Genomic DNA, 20,391 nt, shown 5'->3' with positions numbered 1-20,391 from the left:
TTGTAACCTGAAATTCTGCGATACCGCTATGCAACGACAAACCGAATTACAAAACTGGCTGGAGTCTATTTACCCGAACCAGCCGTTCGAATTGAGCTTTGCGGCAGCCGATGCCGACTTCCGCCGTTATTTCCGTGCGACGTTTTCAGACGGCCAGACCGTTATCTGTATGGATGCACCTCCTGAGAAGATGAGTGTTGCGCCTTATTTGAAAGTGCAAAAACTGTTTAACATGGTCAATGTGCCGCAAGTGCTTCATGTGGATGAAGTGTTGGGCTTTATGGTGTTGAACGATTTGGGCAATACCACATTCCTGACCGCCATGAATCAGGAAAACAGCGAAACCGCCCACAAAGCCCTGCTGCTCGAAGCCATCGACGAACTGATCGAGCTGCAAAAAGCCAGCCAACCCGGCAAATTGCCGGAATACGACCGCGAAGTCATGCTGCGCGAGATTAATTTATTCCCCGAATGGTTTGTGGCCAAAGAATTGGGCCGCGAGTTGACCTTCAAACAACGCCAGTTGTGGCAGCAAACTGTCGATATGCTGCTGCCGCCCCTGTTGGCTCAGCCTAAAGTGTATGTCCACCGCGACTTTATTGTCCGCAATCTGATGCTGGCAAAAGGCCGTCCGGGCGTGTTGGACTTCCAAGACGCGCTTTACGGTCCGATTTCCTATGATTTGGTGTCGCTGCTGCGCGATGCGTTTATCGAATGGGAAGAAGAATTTGTATTGGACTTGGTCATCCGTTACTGGGAAAAAGCACGCGCGGCCCAGCTGCCTGTGCCTGCCGAGTTTGACGAGTTCTACCGCTGGTTTGAATGGATGGGCGTACAACGCCATTTGAAAGTGGCCGGTATTTTTGCCCGCCTGTACTACCGCGACGGCAAAGACAAATACCGTCCTGAAATCCCGCGCTTCTTGAACTATTTGCGCCGCGTATCCCGCCGTTACAACGATTTGGCGCCGCTTTATGCATTGCTGGTCGAATTGGTCGGCGATGACGAATTGGAAACAGGCTATACCTTCTAAGCTTGGCTTTTTAAGATTTGATTCCACTTTTCAGACGGCCTGATCAACAAAAGGCCGTCTGAAACCTTTACAGAACACATAAACATGACTTACATGATTTACCCCAAAACCTACGACGTGATTGTCGTCGGTGGCGGCCATGCCGGTACCGAAGCCGCGCTTGCCGCCGCACGCATGGGTGCGCAAACCCTGCTGCTCTCACACAACATCGAAACCCTCGGCCAAATGTCGTGCAACCCCTCCATCGGCGGTATCGGCAAAGGCCATCTTGTACGCGAACTCGACGCATTGGGCGGCGCAATGGCGTTGGCCACCGACAAATCCGGAATCCAGTTCCGCCGCTTGAACGCCAGCAAAGGTGCGGCAGTGCGAGCCACGCGTGCGCAGGCTGACCGTATCCTATATAAAGCCGCCATCCGCGAAATGTTGGAAAACCAAGAAAACCTCGACCTTTTCCAACAAGCCGTCGAAGACGTAACACTCGACGGCGAACGCATCAGCGGCGTGGTTACCGCGATGGGCGTGGAGTTTAAAGCACGCGCCGTCGTGTTGACCGCCGGCACGTTTTTGTCCGGCAAAATCCATATCGGTTTGGAAAACTACGAAGGCGGCCGCGCCGGTGACCCAGCCGCCAAATCCTTGGGCGGTCGTTTGCGCGAATTGAACCTGCCGCAAGGCCGTCTGAAAACCGGCACGCCGCCGCGTATTGACGGACGCACGATTGATTTCTCCCAACTGACCGAACAGCCCGGCGACACACCCGTTCCTGTAATGTCCGTACGCGGCAGCGCCGATATGCACCCGAGCCAAGTGTCCTGCTGGATTACGCATACCAACACGCAAACCCACGACATCATCCGCTCAGGCTTCGACCGCAGCCCGATGTTTACCGGCAAAATCGAAGGCGTCGGCCCGCGTTATTGTCCGTCTATCGAAGATAAAATCAACCGCTTCGCCGACAAAGACAGCCACCAGATTTTCCTCGAACCCGAAGGCCTGACCACGCACGAATACTATCCTAACGGTATCTCCACCAGCCTGCCGTTTGACATACAAATCGCCCTCGTACGCAGCATGAAAGGCCTCGAAAACGCCCATATCCTGCGCCCCGGCTACGCCATCGAATACGACTATTTCGATCCGCGCAACCTCAAAGCCAGCCTCGAAACCAAAACCATCCAAGGCCTCTTCTTCGCCGGACAAATCAACGGCACGACCGGCTACGAAGAAGCCGCCGCACAAGGCCTGCTCGCAGGCGCAAACGCCGTGCAATACATCCGCGAACAAGACCCACTCCTGCTGCGCCGCGAACAAGCCTATCTCGGCGTATTGGTGGACGACCTCATCACCAAAGGCGTGAACGAACCTTACCGCATGTTCACCAGCCGCGCCGAATACCGCCTGCAACTTAGGGAAGACAACGCCGACATGCGCCTGACCGAAGACGGCTACAAAATCGGCTTGGTGGGTGAAGAACAATGGCGCATGTTCAACGAAAAACGCGAAGCCATCGAACGCGAAATCCAACGTTTGAAAACAACGTGGTACACGCCGCAAAAACTCGCCGAAGAAGAGCAGCTGCGCGTATTCGGCCAAAAACTCAGTCGCGAAGCCAACCTGCACGACCTCCTGCGCCGCCCGAACCTCGACTACGCCGCGCTGATGACTCTGCCCGACGCACAACCTGAAACTGCGCTTGCCGACAGCGTGGTCGAACAAGTCGAAATCCAAGTCAAATACCAAGGCTATATCGACCGTCAAAACGAAGAAATCGACAGCCGCCGCGACATCGAAACCTTAAAGCTGCCCGAAGATATCGATTACAGCAAAGTCAAAGGTTTGTCGGCCGAAGTGCAGCAAAAGCTCAACCAGCACAAACCCGAAACCGTCGGCCAAGCTAGCCGCATCTCCGGCGTAACGCCTGCCGCCGTCGCATTACTGATGGTGCATTTGAAGCGCGGGTTTAAAGATGCGCAATAGAAATCAAAGTTGTCTAAACTTCTCAGAAGAAATTTATTTGAATATACAGACTAAAAAAGGAGACTATGCATGAAACTGTCGGCAACTGCCGTATTAACTGTTTTTTTATTGAGTTCCTGCACTCAACAAGTAAGTAGCAGGAATAAAGAAAATTCCCCAAATACTCAAACTGTAAAGAAAGAAACTACGATGGAACAGGTACGAAATCGCTGCCGTAGAATGTTGCATAAAGTGGAAAGTCGTGATGATTTGATTAAACAAATGTACGAAACAGCATTTAAAGATGACTGTCTGTATGTGATGCATGCTGAAGAATTGAAAGAAATATGGAAAATTCCAGTAACAGACAGCTACCCTGAGATGCCAAAGTATTTAGATATAGAGTCACCAATTGGAATGTATGTTGTTATTGAACATACTTCTTATAAAACAAATATATATATATCAATGACAAAAAAATATCGAGAAAAAAAAGGAAGTATTTTTCCTGAGAATAACTTTCCTGCTTTTCTTCCTGTTCCTAAAGAGGATGAAATGCCAGATTCCTATTATACGGACACGATCTTTGTGGATAGAAAAGAAAGTGATTCAATTAAAGAACGGTTTCATTATTATTGGAGAGAAAATGGTAGGGAGATAATTGCTACAAATTCAGGTACTGGTGCTATTTTGGCTCTTTCTTTTTATAGCAATCTTGAAATGAGTCCGATGAATTAAGGAGTTTCTATGGCAAATATAATATTAAATCAACAGGCAGAAGCTGAATTAAAGAAACTTGGTTTTCATAATAAAAGAATGCCTAATTCTACCATGACGGAGTTGGACAGGATAAAAGCTGATGAAGAATTGGTTGCGCAAATCAATGAGTTTAGGGGGAAAGGGAAAAGTTTTCTTGAAATTCCTAATAAAGGCTCAGGTGCATATTACAGCCCTAAAAAAGGGAATATCTATTTTGAGCCAAATTCTCAATACATCACTGCCCGAATTTTAGCCCACGAAGTTGGACATGCATTAGGTAAAAATCAAGCCAAATCGGTTGATTACTACCTTACTGCCAAATCCTACGCCCAAGCCCGAGGCTACGGAGAAGCTGAAGCGATTTACAACGAGGCGCGTATGGTCGCTTACGAAGAGCGGCGCAACGGCAGAGCATACAGCACCCATATCAGCGGTGGTCTTTATTCTCAAGTCAAAGGTAAAAGTTATGAGCAGGTCAAAGATTTGCTTGCTCGTGAAAATATGTACGGGATGTATCCGAGTACGAACGGGTCGGTTAGGTTGTCTTACTACGAAAACGACATTCTCTTCTTTATGCACCGCCGTACCGCTTTTGAAAAAGATTTTGCCGAGGCAGGGTTAAGGAAAAGCGACATGGTCGGTTTCGTCAAGCATATGGCAAATTACGATACTTTCGGCGATAGTAGAGGCAACAGCGTCAATGCAAACGGCGCGGTCGATCGTCAAAGCCTGCTGCACGGCAAACCGACTACCCGACTGAACGGTGGTGCGTCTATGTACGGCGATGCGGGTAATGATGTGATGACGGGGACAAAATCGCACGACAGGATGCTGGGCGGCAGTGGGGACGATAAGCTTGAAGGTGGGGACGGCAATGACCTTTTGGCTGGTAATGAGGGCAAAGACGGGCTGTACGGGGGCAGAGGTTACGACACCTACCGCGCCGACAGATACGATATTATCCGTGATGAAGACGGTAAAGGAGAAGTGTTTTTGGACGGGCGTAGGTTGCACGGTGGTGTGCGCGATTTGTCCGAACACGACCGTACGATTTTCCGAGACGGCAATACAGTTTACGACTGGAATAAAAAAACGGGGACTTTGGATGTTAACGGTCTGAAAATCGAAAACTTCAAAAACGGCGATTTGGGCATCCGTTTGGAGGAGCCGAAAAAAAATATGTCTGGCAGTGGTGTGTCGATAATGGAGATGTACCAAAAGACAAGGGAGAACATAGATAGAGATTGGAACAAAATGTCGCAGAACCGCTGGGATTTTGAGATGGAGCGGATGGCAGTTTCCGAAGGGAATTTGTCAAGAATTGAAGATTTGCCCCTGCCAGCACAAAAACTTTTCCATTCTATTAAAGAGCGACTTGGTGAATATCATGAAAAACATGGCCTTCCAACGAAGAATGAGGAGGCAATGAATAATGCTGCAATGTCTTTAGCTGCTTTGGGGTATTCTAAAACAATGGGTAAAGGGAATGCAGAACTACTGTTCAATATTAAGGATGGACACTATTTAATCGGCGAACTTACTCCTATTTTGATAAAGGCTACTATGGATGTAAATAGTGCTGGGTCCACATCGATTGAAGAGAGTATTAAAAACATTCGACAAACGGAACAGAAGTTTGAATATGAAGTGCTGCAAAGGCAGTTGGATCAATCACAATTCTATGGCATGAGTAGATAAGCCTGTGGGAGCAAGATTGAAAATAACCTAAAAATGTTTAGAAGGCCTTGTTTATTAAATCTTATGATGGAAAAGCAAAGCTCTAACCTTCTCATTATGAGAAGGTGTTGCTCTTAAATTTGATTAAGCTGCACAGGAACAACAATCATTTCATATACATAAATTTAATTTTTTATAATGTAAAGTTAATTTGAAAAGATTATTTATCTGCATATGTATTGTTAATAAATTGATGATTTTGAGATGGGATAACCTCTAAGCTACTATGATTGTCATGCTTAAGGCCGTCTGAATTTCAATACGCCAAGCTCGGAGACAAAGCCGTTTAGGGGGATGTCGTGGGGTTCGGTCGGCAGTGTGTCGGTCAGTTGGCAGCCGAAGCCTACGCCCAGGGTTTGGGTTTGCAGGCGGTATTTCGTGGCGGAGAGGGTGGCGTCGTAATAGCCGCCGGCTTGTCCGAGGCGGTAGCCGCGTTTGTCGATGCCGACGATGGGGACCAGCAGCAGGCTGAGTTGGTGGACACGGATTTTTTTGCCGGTGAATTGGGGGACATGCAATTTGGCGCGGCCGCGTTTGCGTTCTTGTTTGGTACCGTCGGCAGGGTAGGGGGTGAACCACATCCGCCGTGTGTTCGGTTCGATATAGGGCAGGTAGAGTTTTGCGCCGCGTTTTTGTGCGGCACGGACAAAGCCGTCCAATCGCAATTCCTTGCCCATCGGCCAATACACGCCGATTTTCCGTCCTTTTTTGATGTAGGGCTTGAGCAGGCGGTTGATGGTTTCGGTGGCGGCGTTTCGCTCGTCTGCGCTCATTTGGGCGCGTGCGCGGCGGAACTGTTTGCGTAATGCTGATTTTTCGGGGTTCCTCATTTTCAGACGGCCTTTCGGGATTGAGGTAGAATGTTGCGATTATAACGATTTTGTTAACATTCAAACAGGACGCACACGATGTGGCACATTGTCGCCATCGGCTATCTTTTTGTTGCCGTGATGTTTTCCGCCGCGCAGCCGAGTATTGCGCGCGCGTTGATTTATTTGGTTTTTGGGGCAGTGTTGCCCACTGTGTTCACGGTCTTCATCGTGACCATCCGTCACCGCAACCGCCTGATGAAACGGCAGGAGCAGGCGGAGTTTGAAGCGGCTCGCCAAAAGGCGGTACAGACGGATGAAAAACAGGACGGAAAGGTATAAAATCCCTTTTCAGACGGCCTCTTATCCGCTATAATCCATAAGTTTTCCATTTCGGAAACACTCTTTTATTTTTTAAAACTTATGCCCACTTTCGCCGAAGGGTGCTTGACAATAGGCGCCGCCTATCAAGTTCTATGCGATTGAATGTGTGCTCTTTAACCCTTTCAAGGAAATAACATGTCTCAAATTACTATGCGTCAGATGATTGAAGCCGGTGTTCACTTCGGTCACCAAACCCGTTTCTGGAACCCGAAAATGGCTCAATACATTTTCGGTGCGCGCAACAAAATCCATATCGTAAACTTGGAAAAAACCCTGCCGATGTTCCAAGAGGCGCAAGAAGCCGTACGTCGTCTGGTTGCCAACAAAGGTACAGTATTGTTCGTAGGTACCAAACGCCAAGCCCGCGACATCATCCGCGAAGAAGCTACCCGTGCCGGTATGCCTTTCGTTGATTACCGCTGGTTGGGTGGTATGCTGACTAACTACAAAACCGTTAAGCAATCCATCAAACGCCTGGAAGAAAAAACTGCTGCCCTGGAAAACGCTGCTGAAGGCGGTTTCAACAAAAAAGAAATTCTGGAAATGCAACGCGACGTTGAAAAACTGGAACGTTCTTTGGGCGGTATCAAAAACATGAAAGGCCTGCCTGACGCGATTTTCGTTATCGATACCGGCTACCAAAAAGGTACTCTGGTTGAGGCTGAAAAATTGGGCATCCCTGTTATCGCCGTAGTCGATACCAACAACAGCCCTGACGGCGTGAAATACGTTATCCCTGGTAACGATGACTCCGCTAAAGCCATCCGCCTGTACTGCCGCGGCATCGCTGACGCAGTTTTGGAAGGCAAAAACCAAGCGCTGCAAGAAACTGTAGCCGCTGCCCAAGAAGCTGCTGCCGAATAATTCGGTACACAGAAGAGGGGCGTTATGCCCCTTTTCTCAAATCCCGTTCTGAAATCCGTTTCAGACGGCCACTATTTCCAAACACGGCAATGGCCGTGTTCCCAAAAATCTAGGAGATTCAAAATGGCAGAAATTACTGCAAAAATGGTTGCCGACCTGCGCGCCGCTACCGGCCTGGGCATGATGGAATGCAAAAAAGCCTTGGTTGAAGCTGAAGGCAACTTCGACAAAGCCGAAGAAATCCTGCGTATTAAATCTGGTGCGAAAGCCGGTAAACTGGCTGGCCGTACTGCTGCCGAAGGCGTATTGGCTTATGCAATCAACGGTAATGTTGGTGCATTGGTTGAAGTAAACTGCGAAACCGACTTCGTTGCTAAAGACGCCGGCTTCGTAGAATTTGCTAACTTTGTTGCTAAAACTGCTGCCGAGAAAAAACCGGCTACCGTTGAAGAACTGAGCGAACTGGTTGAAGCAGAACGCAAAGCCATCATCGCTAAATTGGGCGAAAACATGTCTGTTCGCCGCTTCCAAGTGATCGATACTGCCAACCAACTGGTTGCCTACATCCATGGTGCATTGGCTACCGAAGGCGTATTGGTTGAGTTCAAAGGCTCTGAAGACGTAGCACGCAAAATCGGTATGCACATCGTTGCCGCTAAACCACAATGCGTAAGCGAAGCCGAAGTAGATGCTGAAACCGTTGAAAAAGAACGCCACATCTACACCGAGCAAGCTATCGCTTCCGGCAAACCTGCCGACATCGCCGCTAAAATGGTTGAAGGCCGTATCCGCAAATTCTTGGCTGAAATCACTCTGAACGGCCAAGCATTCGTGATGAACCCTGACCAAACTGTTGCCCAATTCGCTAAAGAAAACGGCACTGAAGTGGTTAGCTTCGTACGCTACAAAGTAGGCGACGGTATCGAGAAAGCCGTTGTTGACTACGCAGCCGAAGTTGCTGCCGCTGCTAAAGTGTAAGACACTTATGAAAAAGAAAGCACCTAGATTCCAAACGAATCAGGGTGCTTTTTTTTGAGAAAACCGTTTACGGTACCTATTTTAAGACAACCGAATATAAAGGCCGTCTGAAAACAAAACAATAATAGAACGACACACCATATCATTGTAATCCGACCGTTTGAAATTCAGACGGTCTGACCCCCGACCGACGACATTCAAGAAAGCAAGGTATCCCATGACACAGCAAATCAAATACAAACGCGTATTACTGAAACTCTCCGGCGAATCTCTGATGGGTTCCGATCCGTTCGGCATCAATCACGATACCATCGTTCAAACTGTCGGCGAAATTGCCGAAATCGTGAGAATGGGCGTGCAAGTCGGTATCGTTGTCGGCGGCGGTAACATTTTCCGCGGCGTATCTGCACAAGCAGGCAGCATGGACCGCGCCACTGCCGACTACATGGGCATGATGGCGACCGTCATGAACGCGTTGGCACTCAAAGACGCATTTGAAACTTTGGGCATCAAAGCGCGCGTACAATCCGCACTGTCTATGCAGCAAATTGCTGAAACTTACGCCCGCCCTAAAGCCATTCAATATTTGGAAGAAGGCAAAGTCGTGATTTTCGCCGCCGGTACCGGTAATCCGTTCTTCACAACCGATACTGCCGCCGCATTGCGCGGTGCGGAAATGAACTGCGACGTGATGCTCAAAGCCACCAACGTCGACGGCGTGTACACCGCAGACCCGAAAAAAGACCCATCTGCAACACGCTACGAAACCATTACTTTTGACGAAGCCTTGTTGAAAAACCTCAAAGTGATGGATGCCACCGCTTTCGCCCTCTGCCGCGAACGCAAACTCAATATCGTGGTATTCGGCATTGCTAAAGAAGGCTCGCTCAAACGCGTGGTAACCGGTGAAAACGAAGGTACACTGGTTCACTGCTAATCATTGAAAGGCCGTCTGAAACAGCCGAACGGGATACATTCGGCTTTCAGACGGCCTTTTATTTTCAGTCGGTTGCGTAGGCATTGGCTCATGGTTTGAAAAGGTTGAGAACTTGCTTGACCATAATGCCCAACCGACAATTCGATAACAAAGGATACTCCATGAATATCACCGTCTTGGCTGTCGGCACGAAAATGCCGCGTTGGGTGGATGAAGCCGTCGGCGAGTACGCCAAACGCTTCGGGCGCGATGTCAATTATGCGCTGAAAGAAATCAAGCCAGAGAAACGCGGCGCGGGTGTGAATGCGGCTCAGGGCATGGCGGCTGAAGAAAAACGCCTGTTGGAAGCCATACCGCAGGGCGCGTTTTTGGTGGTATTGGACGAACGCGGCAAAGCGCCGACTTCGGTCGAATTGGCGCAACACTTGAAAAGCTGGCAGCAAAACGGCGAACACGTCTGCTTTATTATCGGCGGTGCAGATGGCATGACCGACCGTTTGAAACAGCAGGCAAACATGATGATGCGCCTTTCCAGCCTGACTTTGCCGCACGGCATGGTGCGCGTTTTGCTGACCGAGCAGCTTTATCGCGCCGTTTCGATTTTGCACAATCATCCGTATCATCGGGAATAGTCTGTTTTGATTGCCGGGATAAGACGGCAATGTCGCCTTGTCAGTTTGAAAGGGAATAGGGCAAGTCGGTTTAAAGCGGGTTGAACCTGCTTTCAGACGGCCTGATTTTTCCGCATGAATCCTTTATAATCGTTTCTTTGATAAATCAACATCTTTCGGGAGAACCCAAATGTCCGATTTCCGTCAAGACTTCCTCAAATTCGCTTTGGCACAAAATGTGTTGAAATTCGGCGAATTTACGACCAAGGCCGGCCGTCAGTCGCCTTATTTTTTCAATGCCGGTTTGTTCAATGACGGCGCATCGACTTTGCAGCTGGCGAAGTTTTACGCCGAGGCCATTATTGCCAGCGGCGTGAAGTTCGATATGCTGTTCGGCCCAGCCTATAAAGGCATTATTTTGGCGGCGGCAACAGCGATGATGTTGGCGGAAAAAGGCGTAAACGTACCGTTTGCCTACAACCGCAAAGAAGCCAAAGACCACGGCGAGGGCGGCGTGTTGGTGGGCGCTCCTTTGAAAGGCCGCGTGCTGATTATCGATGATGTGATTTCCGCCGGTACATCCGTGCGCGAGTCGGTTAAACTGATTGAGGCCGAAGGCGCAACGCCTGCCGCAGTGGCTATTGCGCTCGACCGCATGGAAAAAGGCACGGGCGAATTGTCAGCGGTGCAGGAAGTCGAAAAACAATACGGCCTGCCGGTGGTTTCGATTGCCAACCTGAACGACTTGTTCACGCTCTTGCAAAACAATGCCGAATTTGGTGGCTTCTTCGAGCCGGTCAAAGCTTATCGCGAACGTTACGGCGCGGTTTAAACCATAACATTATGCTCAGGTCGTCTGAAACATTTTTCAGACGGCCTGAAACATTGGCTAAAATATATTTTTGATTCAATACACTTACGGAAATACTCATGCCTGCTTGTTCTTGTCCTCATTGTAAAACGCCGCATTGGGTGAAAGATGCCCAGTTGAACGTGGCGCAGGGTTTCGTGGTCTGCACGCGTTGTTCGGGGATGTTTAAGGCCAAGGATTATCTGTCGGGCAACCTGCCGGCCGATCCGGCCCATCTGCCTGTGGCGGTAACGGATGTGCGCCTCGTGCATAACATCGGTGCGCAAATTCTCAAGCATTCCAAACTCTCGCGCAAAGAAATTTCCGATTTGCTCAATAGCGCGCTTAAGGAAGAGCCCAAGGCGGAAGAGCAGGCGGCGGTTAAAACGCGCAAGGACGGTTTCAACTGGACTTTGGCATCGCTGATTGCGCTGACGGTTTTGATTATGCAACTCTTTTATCTTGCCCTGCTATGAGTGCCATCGCCCATTTTGTCGCCAGCTTTCGCGAGGCCGCGCCCTATATCCAATATTTGCGCGGCAAAACCATGGTGGTCGGCGTGACCGACAGCCTGTTGGAAGGCGAAACCTTGATTCGTTTGGCCGCAGATTTGAATCTGTTGGCCAGCTTGGGTTTGCGTTTGGTCTTGGTACACGGTTCGCGGCATTTGCTCGACAAATTGGCTTCGGGTCGGGATTTTGTTCCGAAATACAGCGGCAGCCGACGGATTACCGATGAAGCGACTTTGATGGAAGTGAAGCAGGTGGCGGGAATTATCCGCAGCGATGTCGAAGCCGCCTTGTTCAGCAGCGTATCTGCACAACAACGGAGCAAGCCACCGGTTATCGCGTGCGGCAACTTTATTACCGCCCGTCCGTTGGGCGTTATCGACGGCGTGGACATGGGCTATACCGGGACCGTCCGCAAAATCGACGCGGAAGAAATCCGTTTGCGTTTGGATGGCGGTGCCGTGGTGCTTATCAGTCCTTTGGGACATTCGTACAGCGGCAAAACCTTCAATCTGAGCATGTGCGAAACCGCGCAGGAAGTGGCTATGGCTTTGCAGGCGGAGAAGCTGGTCTTCTTGACCGAAGAAGCCGGTATCCGTCGCGCCGACGGCTCTTTGGCCAATACTTTGTCTGTCGGCGAAGTGCAGGAACTGATACACGACAATCCCGATGCACCGGCCGATTTGCTGCATGCGGCGGTAGGTGCGTTGGAAAACGGCGTATCGCGGGTGCAGATTCTCAACGGCCGTGAAGACGGCAGCCTGTTGCGCGAGCTGTTTACCCGCGAGGGCAGTGGTACATCTATTGCCCGTGAGCCGTTTGTTTCCATCCGTCAGGCACACAGCAATGATATTCCGCACATCATCGCCTTAATCCGTCCGCTGGCGGAACAAGGCATCTTGTTACACCGCAGCCGCGAGTATTTGGAAAACCATATTTCCAGCTTTTCCGTATTGGAACACGATCAAAACATTTACGGCTGCGTGGCGTTGAAAACCTTTTCCGAGCCTGATTGCGGCGAATTGGCCTGTCTGGTGGTGTCGCCCGAAGCGCGCGATGGCGGCTACGGCGAATTGCTGTTGGAACATCTGTTTCAAAAAGCGCGCGCCTTAAATATTAAAACGCTCTTCGCCTTATCCACGCACACGGGCGAATGGTTTGTTGAACGGGGCTTTCAGACGGTCTCAGCCGATGACCTGCCTGCTGAACGTCGGCAGGAATACAATGCCAACGGCCGCAATTCCAAAGTATTTGTTTATGACTTGCAGGCCGTCTGAAAACCTCAATCCTATTATCCGTTTTTAAAAATCACTCAAATCTTATGTTGAAAATCATCTCTGCCAACGTCAACGGCATCCGCTCCGCCTATAAAAAAGGTTTTTATGAATACATCGCCGCCTCCGGTGCCGACATTGTCTGCGTGCAGGAACTGAAAGCTCAAGAGGCCGACCTGTCAGACGATATGAAGAATCCGCACGGTATGCATGGCTACTGGCATTGCGCCGAAAAGCGCGGTTACAGTGGCGTGGCGGTGTACAGCAAACGCAAACCCGACAATGTGCAAATCGGCATGGGCATTGAAGAATTTGACAGGGAAGGCCGTTTTGTCCGTTGTGATTTCGGCAAGTTGTCGGTAATTTCTCTGTATCTGCCCAGCGGCAGCAGCGCGGAAGAGCGCCAACAAGTGAAATACCGCTTTTTGGACGCGTTCTATCCCATGCTCGAAGCCATGAAAAATGAAGGACGTGACATCGTCGTTTGCGGCGACTGGAATATTGCCCACCAAAATATCGACTTGAAAAACTGGAAGGGCAATCAGAAAAATTCGGGCTTCTTGCCTGAAGAGCGCGAATGGATAGGCAAAGTCATCCACAAGCTCGGTTGGACGGATATGTGGCGCACACTTTATCCCGATGTACCGGGCTATACCTGGTGGAGCAACCGCGGACAAGCGTATGCGAAAGATGTCGGGTGGCGCATCGATTATCAGATGGTTACGCCGGAGTTGGCCGCCAAAGCCGTTTCCGCACATGTTTATAAAGACGAAAAATTCTCGGATCACGCCCCTTTAGTTGTGGAGTATGACTATGTTGCCGAATAAGGTTTTTGGTAAATATGATTGGAATATAAACGGCAAAACCGGCGTAGGCGCGGCGTGGGTTGTGGCGGCATTTGTATTGCCTATGCTTGTGTGGGCGGTATTTATGCTGGCGCGGATGTCCGGCTGGGTTGCACCGACCAAGGCCAATCCGACGTGGGCGTTGGTATGGCTACTGTTTTCCCTGCCTTGCCTGCTGATTGCGGCCAAATGCTTTGCTTGGAAGGGCTGGCGGCTGATTGCCAACATCGTACTTTGTCTGGCGACTTGTGCCATCCTCAGCGTGCCAGCCGCATTGCTGATTGCATTTACACTCAACGACTTGCTCAAATAGGCCGTCTGAAATGCAGAGCTTCGAACTCGAAGAAATGGCACTGTTTCTGATACGCGATGCGGATGAAGCGGAAATGTGGATAGACCGCTGGGCGGTCAGCTATCCGATTGTTCAAACTGCCGAAGCCGATAGTCGGCAAACTATTTCCGAATGGCAACACGCCATTCAGACGGCCTTCGACCATATCGTCAGCAGAAATATTGCCGTCGTGGCTCATGGTGCCGGCGTGTCCGCATTTTTGGCATGGCTGTACCAAGCCGACATCATGACGCAAAAACGCCTGACCAATATTATTTTGGTCTCGCCTCGCCCAGAAGCTTTTCCCGAGGACGAAATCCATACGTTCCAACGCGTCCGCTGCCCTTGCCGTACGGCGTTGGTCATCGCCGAAACAAACGGCACGCCACGCGATTGGGCGCAAGAACAGGCCGACCGCTGGCAGGCGCGCCTGCTTCAATCACCGCATTCCGGCCAGTTAAACGGCGCGCTCGGCGGTTGGCAATGGGGCATGAAGCTGATGCAGGAAATGTTGTTGAGTAAGTAGTGTAGTAATATCTATTAATATTAATAAACGAAGGCCGTCTGAAACCGATATGTATTTCAGACGGCCTTTGTTTGCAAATATCATGTTAAATATAATTAAAAGAAACTATTCTCATTTCTTTTATGAAGCAATATAATTTGGTTGTTTTGTTAAATTGAGTATAAAAATGCAAATACCATTTCATTTGGCTTTATTACCCACGCTGATTATCGCTTCCTTCCCTGTTGCTGCCGCCGATACGCAGGATAATGGCGAACATTACACCGCTACCCTGCCCACCGTTTCCGTGGTCGGACAGTCCGACACCAGCGTACTCAAAGGCTACATCAACTACGACGAAGCCGCCGTTACCCGCAACGGACAGCTCATCAAAGAAACGCCGCAAACCATCGATACGCTCAATATTCAGAAAAACAAAAACTACGGCACGAACGATTTGAGTTCCATCCTCGAAGGTAACGCCGGCATTGACGCTGCTTACGATATGCGCGGCGAAAGCATTTTCCTGCGCGGTTTTCAAGCCGACGCATCCGATATTTACCGCGACGGCGTGCGCGAAAGCGGACAAGTGCGCCGCAGTACCGCCAACATTGAGCGCGTGGAAATCCTGAAAGGCCCGTCTTCCGTGCTTTACGGTCGCACCAACGGCGGCGGCGTCATCAATATGGTCAGCAAATACGCCAATTTCAAACAAAGCCGCAACATCGGTGCGGTTTACGGCTCGTGGGCAAACCGCAGCCTGAATATGGACATCAACGAAGTGCTGAACAAAAACGTCGCCATCCGCCTCACCGGCGAAGTTGGGCGCGCCAATTCGTTCCGCAGCGGCATAGACAGCAAAAATGTCATGGTTTCGCCCAGTATTACCGTCAAACTCGACAACGGCTTGAAATGGACGGGGCAATACACCTACGACAATGTGGAGCGCACGCCCGACCGCAGCCCGACCAAGTCCGTGTACGACCGCTTCGGACTGCCTTACCACATGGGTTTCGCCCACCCGAACGATTTTGTCAAAGACAAGCTGCAAGTTTGGCGTTCCGACCTCGAATACGCCTTCAACGACAAATGGCGCGCCCAATGGCAACTCGCCCACCGCACGGCGGCGCAGGATTTCGACCATTTCTATGCAGGCAGCGAAAACGGCAGCCGAATCAAACGCAACTACGCCTGGCAGCAGACCGACAACAAAACCCTGTCGTCCAATTTCACGCTCAACGGCGACTACAACATCGGCCGTTTTGAAAACCACCTGACCGTAGGCATGGATTACAGTCGCGAACACCGCAACCCGACCTTGGGTTACAGCCGCGCCTTTTCCGCCTCCATTAACCCCTACGACCGCGCGAGCTGGCCGGCTTCGGGCAGATTGCAGCCCGTTCTCACTCAAAACCGACACAAGGCCGATTCCTACGGCATCTTTGTGCAAAACATCTTCTCCGCCACGCCCGATTTGAAATTCGTCCTCGGCGGCCGTTACGACAAATACACCTTTAATTCCGAAAACAAACTCACCGGCAGCAGCCGCCAGTACAGCGGCCACTCGTTCAGCCCCAACATCGGCGTAGTGTGGAACATCAACCCAGTCCACACACTTTACGCCTCGTATAACAAAGGCTTCGCGCCTTATGGCTGACGCGGCGGCTATTTGAGTATCGACACGTCGTCTGCTGCCGTGTTCAACGCCGACCCCGAGTACACCCGCCAATACGAAACCGGCGTGAAAAGCAGTTGGCTGGACGACCGCCTCAGCACTACGTTGTCCGCCTACCAAATCGAACGCTTCAATATCCGCTACCGCCCCGACGCGCAAAATGATCCCTACACTTGGGCAGTCAGCGGTAAACACCGTTCGCGCGGCGTGGAATTGTCCGCCATCGGGCAAATCATTCCCAAAAAACTCTATCTGCGCGGTTCGTTGGGCGTGATGCAGGCGAAAGTCGTTGAAGACAAAGAAAATCCCGACCGAGTGGGCATCCATTTGAATAACACCAGCAACGTTACCGGCAACCTGTTTTTCCGTTACACACCAACCGAAAACCTCTACGGCGAAATCGGCGTAACCGGTACGGGAAAACGCTACGGTTACGACTCAAGAAACAAAGAAGTGACTACGCTTCCAGGCTTTGCCCGAGTTGACGCCATGCTTGGCTGGAACCATAAAAACGTCAACGTTACCTTTGCCGCGGCCAATCTGCTCAATCAAAAATATTGGCGTTCGGATGCCATGCCGGGTAATCCGCGCGGCTATACTGCCCGGGTAAATTACCGTTTCTGATGAAATCAGGCAAAGGCCGTCTGAAAATAAGGCTATGATCTAAGCCATATTTCAGACGGCCTTTTATAAAGGTTGAAATAAAACTAAACACATTTTTTCACTCAAATCGAACACACCTCCAACAAAATGCCATAAAATCCGCCCATTGATTTGAATGTAAAGAGATACCTATGAAACTGAAAACCTTAGCCTTGACCTCATTAACCCTGTTGGCATTGGCCGCTTGCGGCAAACAGGCGGAAACCAGCGTTCCGGCAGACAGCGCCCAAAGCAACACATCTGCTCCGGCAGCCCCTGCCGCATTGACCGAAGGTGTCAATTACACCGTATTGTCCAATCCGATTCCGCAACAGCAGGCCGGCAAAATCGAAGTATTGGAATTCTTCGGCTACTTCTGCCCGCATTGCGCCCATCTTGAGCCTGTCTTGAGCGAGCACATCAAAACGTTTAAAGACGATACCTATATGCGCCGGGAGCATGTCGTGTGGGGTGACGAAATGAAACCTTTGGCACGTTTGGCGGCCGCAGTGGAAATGGCCGGTGAATCAGATAAAGCCAACAGCCATATTTTCGATGCGATGGTTAACCAAAAAATCAACTTGGCCGATACCGATACCCTGAAAAAATGGCTGTCCGAGCAAACTGCATTTGACGGCAAAAAAGTATTGGCTGCATTTGAGGCTCCTGAAAGCCAAGCGCGTGCGGCTCAAATGGAAGAGTTGACCAATAAATTCCAAATCAGCGGCACACCGACTGTGATCGTCGGCGGCAAATACCAAGTCGAATTTAAAGACTGGCAGTCCGGCATGACCACGATTGACCAGTTGGTGGACAAAGTACGCGAAGAGCAGAAAAAGCCGCAATAATTTAAAGGCTGAATGAGTAAAGGCCGTCTGAAAATAGGATTTCAGACGGCCTTTTATATTAGATGTTATAGAAAGAAATGATTGTTTAAAGCCTCAAGGTTTTAAATCAGAATATAAAACCAAAACGCCGTCTGAAACTTTTCAGACGGCGTTTTCTGTCAAATCGGCTTACAAACCTGGGAACATGCCTTTCATTCCCTTCATGCCTTTGGCCAAACGCATCAGTTTGCCCAAGCCGTTGCCGCTGAACATCTTCATCATTTGTTGCATTTGTTCAAACTGTTTGAGCAATTTGTTTACTTCCTGCACGGTCGTGCCTGCACCCATTGCAATACGGCGTTTGCGGCTGGCTTTGAGCAGGGCAGGGTTGGCACGTTCTTTAGGGGTCATCGAGTTGATGATGGCTTCTACTTTGCCCATCGCTTTTTCAGCCGTTCCTTCGGGGATTTGTTTCGATATTTGACCCAGTTCGCCCGGCATTTTTGACATCAGGTTTTCCAAGCCGCCCATATTGCGCATTTGCTGGATTTGTTCTTTAAAGTCATTGAGGTCGAAGCCTTTGCCTTTTTGCAGTTTTTTCGCCATTTTGGCGGCGGCTTCTTCATCAATACCTTTTTGAACGTCTTCAATCAGGGTCAATACGTCGCCCATGCCGAGGATACGGCTGGCAAGACGGTCGGGGTGGAAAGGTTCGAGGCCGTTGATTTTCTCGCCGACGCCGATAAATTTAATCGGTTTGCCGGTCACATGGCGTACGGACAATGCCGCACCGCCGCGTGAGTCGCCGTCCATCTTGGTCAATACGACACCGGTCAGCGGCAGGGCTTCATTAAATGCCTGCGCAGTGTTCACTGCATCCTGACCCAGCATGGCATCAATAACGAACAAAGTTTCAACTGGGTTGACTGCTGCATGAAGCGCTTTGATTTCGTTCATCATCTCTTCATCGATTGCCAAACGGCCGGCGGTATCGACCATCAAGATATCGTAAAAATGTTTTTTGGCATAATCGACGGCGGCAGTTGCAATTTCAACCGGTTTTTGGTTGGTATCGGATGGGAAAAAGTCCACGCCGACCTGTTCGGCCAACAGGCGCAGCTGTTCAATCGCAGCAGGGCGGTAAACGTCGGCAGATACCACCAAAACTTTTTTCTTCTGATCGTTTTTCAGCAGGCGGGCAAGTTTGCCGACGGTTGTTGTCTTACCGGCACCCTGTAAACCAGCCATCAAAACAATGGCAGGCGGTGAAACCGATAAATCCAGTGTTTTGTTTTCCTTGCCCATCAGCTCGACTAAGGCTTGGTTGACCACACCAATAAAGGCTTGGTCAGGTGTCAGACTGCCGACGACTTCTTGGCCAAGGGCCTGTTCTTTGACTGTGTTGACGAATTCTTTAACGACGGGCAATGCAACGTCGGCTTCCAGCAGGGCAAGACGAACCTCGCGCAAGGCTTCTTTAATATTGTCTTCGGTCAGTGTTGATTGGCCGCGAATATTTTTAAGCACCTTGCTGAAGCGGTTGGTCAGGTTGTCTAACATACTTATCCTTGATAATGAGAATAGCTGCCCAATACAGGGCATTCTTTGTTAAAATAAAATTCGGATTATTTTACACGATAGTCCGAAGTTATGCTTCAAGAACACAAACACGCACAGCAAGGCCGTCTGAAACCCTGCCGGCTGCCCATCTAGTGTTCACACGTCTATTGAGAAAGATATTTATGCCGATTGTCTTAATCTGCCTTATGCTGGTGTATGCCGGATTGGGCGCATTTTCCTGGGTGCAACATAAAAAGCACAATAATAAGTCTTACCCGCTGAAAACCGAGTTGCTGATTTTGAGCGGCGCATTATTGGTACATGGTGCAGCATTGATGTTCCCGGTATTGCAGGATAGGGTATTGATTACCGGTTTTGGTTATTCGCTCAGTCTGATAGTTTGGCTGATGTTGATGATGTACTGCCTGGGCAGCTTCTTTTACTGTCTGCGCGGGGTGCAACTCTTATTGTATCCCTGTGCCGCATTGACTTTATTGTTGGGTTTCCTTTTCCCGGGGGATTTTTCAGGCCGTCAAATCGTAGACTTATTGCCACTGTCGCACATTGCATCATCATTGCTCGCATACGGACTGTTTGGCATCGTTACCTTATTTGCCATCCTGATCCTTTTGCTCGACCGCAATCTGCACAAACGCCGTTTTTCCGCATTGGTCAGCTTCTTGCCGCCATTATTGAGTTTAGAAAAACTCATGTTCCAAGGTATGTGGGCAGGTTTCGTCTTGTTGACCTATTCCGTTATCAGCGGTACGTTTTTTGCAGAAACCGTTTTCGGCAAGCCGATGACCTTCACGCATAAAACCATCTTCAGTATTATGTCGTGGCTGATTTATGGCGCATTATTGTTGAAACACAGTATGACCGCATGGCGCGGCAAAAAAGCCGCCGTTTGGACTATTGTCGGATTTATTAGTCTGATTTTTGCCTATGTAGGCAGTAAATTTGTCCTAGAAATTGTCCTTCAACGCATTGGATAAATAGAAATCATAAAAAAGGCCGTCTAAAAGAGCATTTCAGACGGCCTTTAGTTTGTATTTTTTGTATGTGTGGATTATGTAGAAAGTTTGATAGTATTTTTTAGAAATAAAAACCCTGTTAAAACAGGGTGGTGGTTAAATTTCTAGAAATAATTTTGCGAAAGGTGTTGACTGGTTTTGTTGGTAGGCGTATAGTTCGGTTCTTCGCTGCTGACGCGGTGAAGAAAACGAAGCAGACAGTATAACACAGTTAGTTAGAATTTTCGATAATTTTAGTTGACATTTGCTAAATGTACTGTATAATTCG

The 20,391-nt window shown here is 49.6% G+C and carries 19 protein-coding genes and 1 pseudogene; 18 read left to right on the top strand and 2 right to left on the bottom strand.

Translation table 11 applies throughout. The features are described 5' to 3' along the window. The first annotated feature begins 28 nt into the window (after positions 1-28). The 4 genes from amgK (at position 29) to DBY95_RS09725 (ending at position 5,449) form a co-directional block, all read left to right on the top strand. Positions 29-1,033, top strand: a complete 1,005-nt coding sequence (amgK, locus tag DBY95_RS09740) for an N-acetylmuramate/N-acetylglucosamine kinase AmgK (protein ID WP_107724186.1) — start codon at positions 29-31, stop codon at positions 1,031-1,033. An 84-nt stretch (positions 1,034-1,117) separates the two neighbouring features. Next, complete coding sequence (mnmG, locus tag DBY95_RS09735) at positions 1,118-3,013, top strand: tRNA uridine-5-carboxymethylaminomethyl(34) synthesis enzyme MnmG (RefSeq protein WP_107724185.1); 1,896 nt, start codon at positions 1,118-1,120, stop codon at positions 3,011-3,013. A gap of 69 nt (positions 3,014-3,082) precedes the next feature. Continuing rightward, positions 3,083-3,730 (top strand): hypothetical protein, encoded by a 648-nt coding sequence (locus DBY95_RS09730; RefSeq protein WP_107724184.1) that lies wholly within the window; start codon positions 3,083-3,085, stop codon positions 3,728-3,730. Between the two features lie 9 nt (positions 3,731-3,739). Further along, a complete protein-coding gene (locus DBY95_RS09725) occupies positions 3,740-5,449 on the top strand; it encodes a calcium-binding protein (RefSeq protein WP_234394614.1) in 1,710 nt (569 codons plus the stop codon). Between the two features lie 278 nt (positions 5,450-5,727). On the opposite strand, the gene DBY95_RS09720 is transcribed toward DBY95_RS09725, so the two are convergent. Beyond that, positions 5,728-6,318: a 5-formyltetrahydrofolate cyclo-ligase gene (locus DBY95_RS09720; RefSeq protein ID WP_107724183.1), complete on the bottom strand. Its 591-nt coding sequence runs from the start codon at positions 6,316-6,318 to the stop codon at positions 5,728-5,730. Between the two features lie 78 nt (positions 6,319-6,396). Here DBY95_RS09720 and DBY95_RS09715 point away from each other — a divergent pair, with 78 nt between their 5' ends. The 13 genes and pseudogenes from DBY95_RS09715 (at position 6,397) to DBY95_RS09650 (ending at position 17,550) form a co-directional block, all read left to right on the top strand. Then, positions 6,397-6,639, top strand: a complete 243-nt coding sequence (locus tag DBY95_RS09715; protein ID WP_107724182.1) for a hypothetical protein — start codon at positions 6,397-6,399, stop codon at positions 6,637-6,639. A gap of 177 nt (positions 6,640-6,816) precedes the next feature. Then, on the top strand, positions 6,817-7,545 hold the full coding sequence (gene rpsB / locus DBY95_RS09710) for a 30S ribosomal protein S2 (protein ID WP_002230071.1): 729 nt from the start codon (positions 6,817-6,819) through the stop codon (positions 7,543-7,545). A 123-nt stretch (positions 7,546-7,668) separates the two neighbouring features. Beyond that, positions 7,669-8,523 carry a translation elongation factor Ts gene (gene tsf, locus DBY95_RS09705; protein WP_107724181.1) on the top strand — a complete coding sequence of 285 codons (855 nt, stop codon included), beginning with the start codon at positions 7,669-7,671 and terminating at the stop codon, positions 8,521-8,523. A 217-nt stretch (positions 8,524-8,740) separates the two neighbouring features. Beyond that, positions 8,741-9,460 (top strand): UMP kinase, encoded by a 720-nt coding sequence (gene pyrH / locus DBY95_RS09695; RefSeq protein WP_003708812.1) that lies wholly within the window; start codon positions 8,741-8,743, stop codon positions 9,458-9,460. A 161-nt stretch (positions 9,461-9,621) separates the two neighbouring features. Then, entirely contained in the window at positions 9,622-10,092 is a 471-nt protein-coding gene (gene rlmH, locus DBY95_RS09690; protein ID WP_036493712.1) for a 23S rRNA (pseudouridine(1915)-N(3))-methyltransferase RlmH, read from the top strand. A 169-nt stretch (positions 10,093-10,261) separates the two neighbouring features. Then, the gene (pyrE, locus tag DBY95_RS09685) at positions 10,262-10,903 is read left to right on the top strand and encodes an orotate phosphoribosyltransferase (RefSeq protein WP_003682682.1); all 642 of its coding nucleotides are present in this window, start codon (positions 10,262-10,264) and stop codon (positions 10,901-10,903) included. 98 nt (positions 10,904-11,001) lie between these two features. After that, entirely contained in the window at positions 11,002-11,397 is a 396-nt protein-coding gene (locus tag DBY95_RS09680; protein ID WP_039862294.1) for an MJ0042-type zinc finger domain-containing protein, read from the top strand. Further along, positions 11,394-12,707, top strand: coding sequence for an amino-acid N-acetyltransferase (argA, locus tag DBY95_RS09675; protein WP_107724179.1), 1,314 nt, complete (start codon positions 11,394-11,396; stop codon positions 12,705-12,707). Before DBY95_RS09680 ends, argA begins: the two co-directional genes overlap by 4 nt. A 44-nt stretch (positions 12,708-12,751) precedes the next feature. Beyond that, a complete protein-coding gene (locus DBY95_RS09670) occupies positions 12,752-13,531 on the top strand; it encodes an exodeoxyribonuclease III (RefSeq protein ID WP_003684015.1) in 780 nt (259 codons plus the stop codon). Continuing rightward, the gene (locus DBY95_RS09665; RefSeq protein WP_049330844.1) at positions 13,518-13,862 is read left to right on the top strand and encodes a hypothetical protein; all 345 of its coding nucleotides are present in this window, start codon (positions 13,518-13,520) and stop codon (positions 13,860-13,862) included. The genes DBY95_RS09670 and DBY95_RS09665 overlap by 14 nt, the downstream gene beginning before the upstream one ends. 10 nt (positions 13,863-13,872) lie before the next feature. Further along, entirely contained in the window at positions 13,873-14,406 is a 534-nt protein-coding gene (locus tag DBY95_RS09660) for an alpha/beta hydrolase (RefSeq protein ID WP_107724178.1), read from the top strand. A gap of 166 nt (positions 14,407-14,572) precedes the next feature. After that, positions 14,573-16,684: pseudogene (locus DBY95_RS09655) on the top strand (TonB-dependent receptor). 170 nt (positions 16,685-16,854) lie between these two features. Continuing rightward, positions 16,855-17,550: a thiol:disulfide interchange protein DsbA/DsbL gene (locus DBY95_RS09650; RefSeq protein ID WP_003749428.1), complete on the top strand. Its 696-nt coding sequence runs from the start codon at positions 16,855-16,857 to the stop codon at positions 17,548-17,550. Positions 17,551-17,718: 168 nt separating this feature from the next. Here DBY95_RS09650 and ffh read toward each other — a convergent pair whose 3' ends face one another. Beyond that, entirely contained in the window at positions 17,719-19,089 is a 1,371-nt protein-coding gene (ffh, locus tag DBY95_RS09645; RefSeq protein ID WP_107724177.1) for a signal recognition particle protein, read from the bottom strand. A gap of 182 nt (positions 19,090-19,271) precedes the next feature. Here ffh and DBY95_RS09640 point away from each other — a divergent pair, with 182 nt between their 5' ends. Then, positions 19,272-20,084, top strand: a complete 813-nt coding sequence (locus DBY95_RS09640) for a cytochrome C assembly family protein (protein WP_107724176.1) — start codon at positions 19,272-19,274, stop codon at positions 20,082-20,084. Positions 20,085-20,391 lie beyond the last annotated feature (307 nt).

The sequence above is a fragment of the Neisseria subflava genome (assembly GCF_003044935.1).
In the GTDB taxonomy this organism is placed as follows: domain Bacteria; phylum Pseudomonadota; class Gammaproteobacteria; order Burkholderiales; family Neisseriaceae; genus Neisseria; species Neisseria subflava_E.
The sequence above is the reverse complement of the archived record's forward strand: the minus strand, read 5'-3'. Positions and strand labels throughout refer to the sequence as shown.